This window comes from Polaromonas sp. P3_C2, assembly GCF_056402675.1.
The window spans coordinates 1-6,012 of the sequence record NZ_JBFUGX010000238.1; the positions used below are offsets into that span (position 1 = coordinate 1).

5 protein-coding genes are annotated in these 6,012 nt (G+C 61.1%); all 5 read right to left on the reverse strand.

What is annotated here, in order from left to right:
* A partial coding sequence (locus AC1DWI_RS11585; RefSeq protein ID WP_477724870.1) for an ABC transporter ATP-binding protein occupies positions 1-837 on the reverse strand: 837 nt, incomplete at its 3' end.
* Positions 834-1,811: an ABC transporter ATP-binding protein gene (locus AC1DWI_RS11590; RefSeq protein WP_477724871.1), complete on the reverse strand. Its 978-nt coding sequence runs from the start codon at positions 1,809-1,811 to the stop codon at positions 834-836. The genes AC1DWI_RS11590 and AC1DWI_RS11585, both read right to left, overlap by 4 nt.
* Before the next feature lie 129 nt (positions 1,812-1,940).
* Entirely contained in the window at positions 1,941-2,858 is a 918-nt protein-coding gene (locus AC1DWI_RS11595) for an ABC transporter permease (protein WP_477724872.1), read from the reverse strand.
* Positions 2,859-3,101: 243 nt separating this feature from the next.
* The gene (locus tag AC1DWI_RS11600; protein ID WP_477671435.1) at positions 3,102-4,685 is read right to left on the reverse strand and encodes an ABC transporter substrate-binding protein; all 1,584 of its coding nucleotides are present in this window, start codon (positions 4,683-4,685) and stop codon (positions 3,102-3,104) included.
* A gap of 72 nt (positions 4,686-4,757) precedes the next feature.
* Positions 4,758-5,738, reverse strand: a complete 981-nt coding sequence (locus AC1DWI_RS11605; RefSeq protein WP_477671436.1) for an ABC transporter permease — start codon at positions 5,736-5,738, stop codon at positions 4,758-4,760.
* Positions 5,739-6,012: the final 274 nt, after the last annotated feature.

A 6,012-nucleotide genomic window follows, 5' to 3' on the forward strand; every position in this document is an offset into this window, starting at 1 on the left:
ATCCAGCAGCATGCGTGTGTAGGGATGGCGCGGTGTGCCGAACAGGCTGTGCTTGTCGGCCAGTTCCACGACGCGGCCCAGGTACATCACGCCGACGTGGTCGCTGACGTGGCGCACCACTGCGAGGTTGTGCGAGATGAAGAGGTAAGTCAGGCCGCGCTTTCGTTGCAGGTCCTTCATGATGTTGAGCACCTGCGCCTGCACGCTCACGTCCAGCGCCGAGGTCGGTTCGTCGCAGACCAGGAACTCGGGCTCCGTGGCCAGTGCGCGCGCGATCGATATGCGCTGGCGCTGCCCACCCGAGAATTGATGTGGATACTTGGGCTTGTCCAGCGCAGACAGGCCCACCGACCTCAGCAGTTCGTCCACGCGTTCCTTGAGTGCTGCGCTGTCACTCAGGATGCCGTGCTCGTGCAACGGTTCTGCGATGATGTCCTCCACCGTCCAGCGCGGGTTCAGGCTGGCATAGGGGTCCTGAAAAATCATCTGGATGCGCCTGCGCAATTGCCGGCCCTGGGGTGTCTTGAAAGCGGAATGCGCATCCTGGCCGTCAAAGGTCAATCCACCGCGCGTCGGCTCATAGAGACCCACTAGCAGGCGGGCGACGGTGCTTTTGCCGCAGCCCGATTCGCCGACCAGTGCCAGCGTCTTGCCTCTCTCGATGTCGAAGCTTACGCCGTCGACGGCCTTGAGCAGCAGGCGGGGCTTGCGCTCCAGCACGCGGTTGAGCCAGGGCGGCGACACATCGAAAGTCTTGGCCAGGTCGTGCGCCTGGACCAGCGGTTCCCCAACCTTTGCTGCGTTTTGCAATACTTCGGCATTCAGGATGTCGCTCATGCGGCCACCCCCGCATGCGCGTCATGCAACCAGCACGCCGCCCGCGTGGCGCCGGCCGGCATCAGGTCCGGCCTGTCCTGGCGGCAGCGTTCAAAGGCCTTGGGGCAGCGCGGATTGAAGGCGCATCCCTGTGGGATGGCGTTCAGGCGCGGCATGGCGCCGTCGATCTGATACAGGCGCTCACGCTCCACGGTAATGTCGGGAATCGCGGCCATCAGGCCCGCCGTGTAGGGATGCGAGGGGTGGTTGATCACCTGGTGCACTGGGCCTATCTCGGCGATCCGCCCGGCATACATCACGGCCACACGGTCACAGGTTTCGGCGATCACGCCCATGTCGTGGGTGATCAGCATGACGGCGGCGCCGCGCTGCCGGCAGATATTTTTGAGCAGGGTGATGATTTGTGCCTGGATCGATACGTCAAGCGCGGTGGTCGRTTCGTCGGCCACGATGAGCTTGGGCTCGGCCGCCAGCGCCAGGGCGATTACCACGCGCTGGCGCATACCGCCCGAGAACTGATGCGGGTAGTGGTCTATGCGCTGGGCGGCTGCGGGAATGCCGGTGTCATCCAGCAGTTCGATGGCGCGCGCCCGGGCTTCCTGCGTGCTGACGGGCAAATGAGCCTGGATGGTTTCCACCAATTGCCGGCCTATGGTGTAGAGCGGATTCAGCGAGGTCAGCGGATCCTGGAAGATCGCGCCTATCTTGCGCCCCCGGATGTGACGCATGCGTTCGTGGGGCAGGTTGTCGATGCGCTCGCCCTCGAGCAGGATCTGGCCGCCCGCCACGCGCCCGGGCGGCTCCAGCAGGCCGATGATGGCCGCCCCGGTCAGCGACTTGCCCGCGCCCGATTCACCGACCACGCCAAGGATTTCGCCAGGGGCGATGTCAAACGAGATGTCGTCCAGCGCACGCAGCGTGCCACGCCGGCCGGGAAACTCGACCACCAGGTTCTTGATTTGTAAAAGACTCATTGACGGTTCAGCTCACGAAGTGAGCGATGAGTAAGGTTTTTCCGCCGGGCCGCCCCAAGGAAAAATGCGCTCCCTCGGGGGGCAGCTTAGTACACGTAATGACAAGCGTGGGGGCATTCATTTTTCGGCCTACCTTAGACGGGGATTGAGGGCATCACGCAACCAGTCACCGAGCAGATTCACGCTCAGCGCAATCAACACCAGCATCAGGCCCGGGAACACGGTGATCCACCACTCGCCCGAGAACAGGTAGTCGTTGCCGACACGGATCAACGTACCCAGCGAGGGTGAGGTGGGCGGCGCGCCCACGCCCAGGAAGGACAGCGTGGCTTCGGTGATGATGGCGGTCGCCACCTGGATGGTGGCAAGCACCAGTACAGGCCCCATCACATTGGGCAGCACATGGCGCCGCATGATGCGCAACGGCGAGACACCGGTGACGCGTGCGGCCTGTACATATTCCTTGCTGCGTTCCACCATGGTTGATCCGCGTACCGTGCGCGCGTATTGCACCCAGCCCGCCTGCCCCATCGAGATCGACAGAATCAGCACGCCCATGGCGAGGAGCTGACTCGCGTCAGGAAACACCGCGCGGCCCACACCGGCGATCAGCAGCGCGACCAGGATTGGCGGAAAAGATGACATCACATCGCATACGCGCATCAGGGCCGCGTCGATCCAGCCGCCGCGAAAGCCCGCGAGCAAGCCCAGCGACACGCCAGCCAGCATGGAGAGGATGACAGAGGCCACGCCCACTATCAGTGAAATGCGCGCGCCATACATCAGCGCCGATAAAATGTCCCGCCCCTGGTCATCGGTGCCCAGCAGGTATTTCGAACTGCCCTGCGCGCTCCAGGCCGGGGGCAGGCGCGCATCGCTGAGCTCCAGTGTGCTGAGGTTGAACGGGTCATGCGGGGCCACCCAGCCGGCAAACACCGAACAGAAAACGCAGACCAGCGCAATGGCCGCCGCAAGCATCGCAACCGGCGAGGTGMGAAAACTGTGGACCACATCGCTGTCAAACCAGCGCGCAAGAGTTTTTGTCATCAAAAGAATGCGTAGTCCGTATTAACTAGGGTCGAGTAAAGCGAGTCCTGTGCCAGCAACAGCGCGGAGCCGGCTTTGCCGGGCCGCCGCTGTTGTCCCCTGCAGGGGAGAGGCCGTTACGCGAAGCGAAAAGGCAACAGGGGGGAGGTTACCTTCAGCGCGGAACCGGCTTGCCATGCCGCTGCTGTTGTCCCCTGCAGGGGAGAGGCCGCTACGCGCAGCGAAAAGGCAACAGGGGGGTGTTTACTTCTTCACAGTTATCCACTTGAAGAACATGAAGTTGTCGGCCATCTGGACCAGTTCCACCTTCTTGTTCATGCCCCAGGCCAGCGACTGCTGGTGCAGCGGTATGTGGCCGATGTCGGCCCCGTGGATGTCGAACGCTTCCTTGATCATCGCATTGCGCTTGGTCTTGTCGGTTTCGGATTGGACCTTCCTGGTCAGTTCGTCAAACTTCGGATTGCAATATGCGCCCAGATTGAACTGGCCAGCGCCCTTGTCGTCGACACAGGCGACCAGGGCATTCATGGCGTTGTGGGCGTCATAAGTGCCGGGTGTCCAGCCCAGCATGTAAAAGCTGGTGTCGCGACGCAAAATCTTGGGGAAATAGGTGCCTTTGGTTTCAGCCTGGAGGTTGATCTTGACGTTGATGCGTGAAAGATTGGCTGCCACAGCCTGGCAAATCCGGCTGTCGTTCACATAACGGTCATTCGGACAGTTCATGGACACTTCAAAACCACTCGCATAGCCGGCATCTGCCATCAGTTTTTTGGCGGCTTCAGGGTCGTAGGGCAAGCGCTTGTTCTGGTCGGCCTGGAAGCCGTTGATACCGGGGCCAATCAGCAGCGCTGTCGGGTTGGAGCCGCCGCGCATCACGGTTTTCTTGATGCTTTCGATGTCGATGGCCTGATAGAAGGCCTGGCGCACGCGCTTGTCCTTGAACGGGTTTTTGCCCTTCACGCTGGAATACAGGAGTTCGTCGCGCTTTTGGTCCATGCCCAGGAAAATGGTGCGCAGCTCTGGTCCGGCCAGAACACGGGTTGCGGCGTTGCTGTTGACACGGTCAATATCCTGCACCGGCACGGGCTCCATCACGTCGACTTCACCGGACAGCAAGGCTGCCACGCGCGTGGCGTCGTTGCCGATGGGGGTGAAGACCACCTCCTGAACGTTGCCTTCAATCTTGCCCCAGTAGGTGCCGTTGCGGACAAAGGTGGTGCGCACATTGGGTTGACGCTCCCGTACCCGGTAAGGGCCGGTGCCGTTGGCACGGAAGGACGCGGCGTTTTCAATGCCTTTACGGCGGTCCACCGGTTTGGTCGCCTGGTTGGTTTCGCACCATTTCTTGCTCATGATGTAAACCAGCGTGATCACGTCGGGCAAGATGGGAAAGGGTGTTTTGGTTTCGATCTCAACCACATGGTCGTTGATCTTGCGCACTTCCTTGAAGTCGTTGGTGTAGCTCTTCATGTCCGAGCCGTCGGCCTGGGTGCGGTTAAAGCTGAACACCACGTCATCGGCGGTGAACGGCGTGCCGTCGTGAAACTGCACGCCCTTGCGCAGTTCGAAGCGCCATACGGAAGGTGATGTCTGTTTCCACGAGGTCGCCAGGCCAGGCGCCAGGCTCAGGTCCTTGTTGCGGATGACCAGGCCTTCATAGGCATTGCCCGTCACGCTGAGCTGAAGCGATTCGTTCAGCGAGTGCGGATCCATCGACAAAGAATCGCCCTGGTTGGCGACTCGCAGGGTTTGCGCCGAAGCGATAAAACTTGTGGCCGTGAGGCCGCACAGCACAGCGGCTGAAAGCAGATTGGACTTGAATTTCATCAGGAACTCCTTGTGAAAGGGATGGGGACTTGCGGGTGTAAAAAATGAAATAAAGGGGTGCGGCCTGCGCCATCAGTGGCCCGCGGCATTGCCGACGCGAAGCCGGGGGTCCACTGCGAAATACAGCAGGTCGACGACCAGGTTGATGGCCACAAAAATCAGCGCAATCAGGCACAGGTAAGCGGCCATGACGGGGATGTCGGCAAAGGTCACCGCCTGGATGAACAGCAGGCCCATGCCGGGCCATTGAAAGACGGTTTCGGTGATGATGGCAAAGGCGATCAACCCGCCCAGTTGCAGACCGGTAATGGTCATTACCGGCACCAGCGTGTTGCGCAAGGCATGGCCGAAATGGATGGCCCGGTCGGGCAGGCCGCGCGCCCGTGCGAACTTGATGTAGTCGGTGCGCAATACCTCCAGCATTTCGGCGCGCACCAGCCGCATGATCAACGTGAGCTGAAAGACCGCCAGCGTCACGGCCGGCAGGACGATGTGGTGCCAGCCGTCGGCCTTGAAGAGGCCTGTGCTCCACCAGCCGATCTGCACTGTCTCGCCACGGCCAAAGCTCGGGAACCAGCCCAGGCCCACGGCGAACACCAGGATCAGCAGGATACCGATCAGGAAAGTGGGCAATGAAACACCCAGCAGTGACACCGTCATGAACACCTGGCTCAGGAACGAGCCGCGGCGCAGCGCCGAATAGACGCCCATCGGGATACCGATGAGCAAGGCCAAAACGGCCGCCACCAGCGCAAGCTCCAGCGTCGCGGGAAAACGTTCGGAAATCAGGCGCGATACCTTGGCGCCCTGTCGCAGGCTCAAGCCGAATTCGCCCTGCGCGGCGTTGACCAGGAAATGCCAGAACTGGACGATAAAAGGCCGGTCCAGCCCGAGGTCGGTGCGCAGTTGCCGGATCTGCGCCGGTGTGGCGTCCTGCCCCAGAAGGAACACCACCGGGTCACCGACATACTGAAAGAGCATGAAGGCAATCAAGGCGACCACGACCATCACGATCACGGCCTGGATCAGGCGGCGCAGAATAAAAGCAAGCATTGGCCAAAGAAAAGTGTCGGACGATACTAGCAGAGCAATTGCTATGCCGACACAGGGGTTTACTTTAGGGTTAAAGAACCGCGTGGCCCCGGCAATTGCCCTGAATCGGGCTTTTCATTGCCCTTTTAAGGTGCCGCGCGCCTCTTTGCGGCGCGACCGGCTCTAAAGCCGTTGCAGTTTTTTGCGGACCAGGTGGATGTTGCTGCGCAGCGCATACAACTCGTCGGTATAGGACAGCGGCACCGTGATTTTTTCGGCGCGGCTTTCCAGGTTG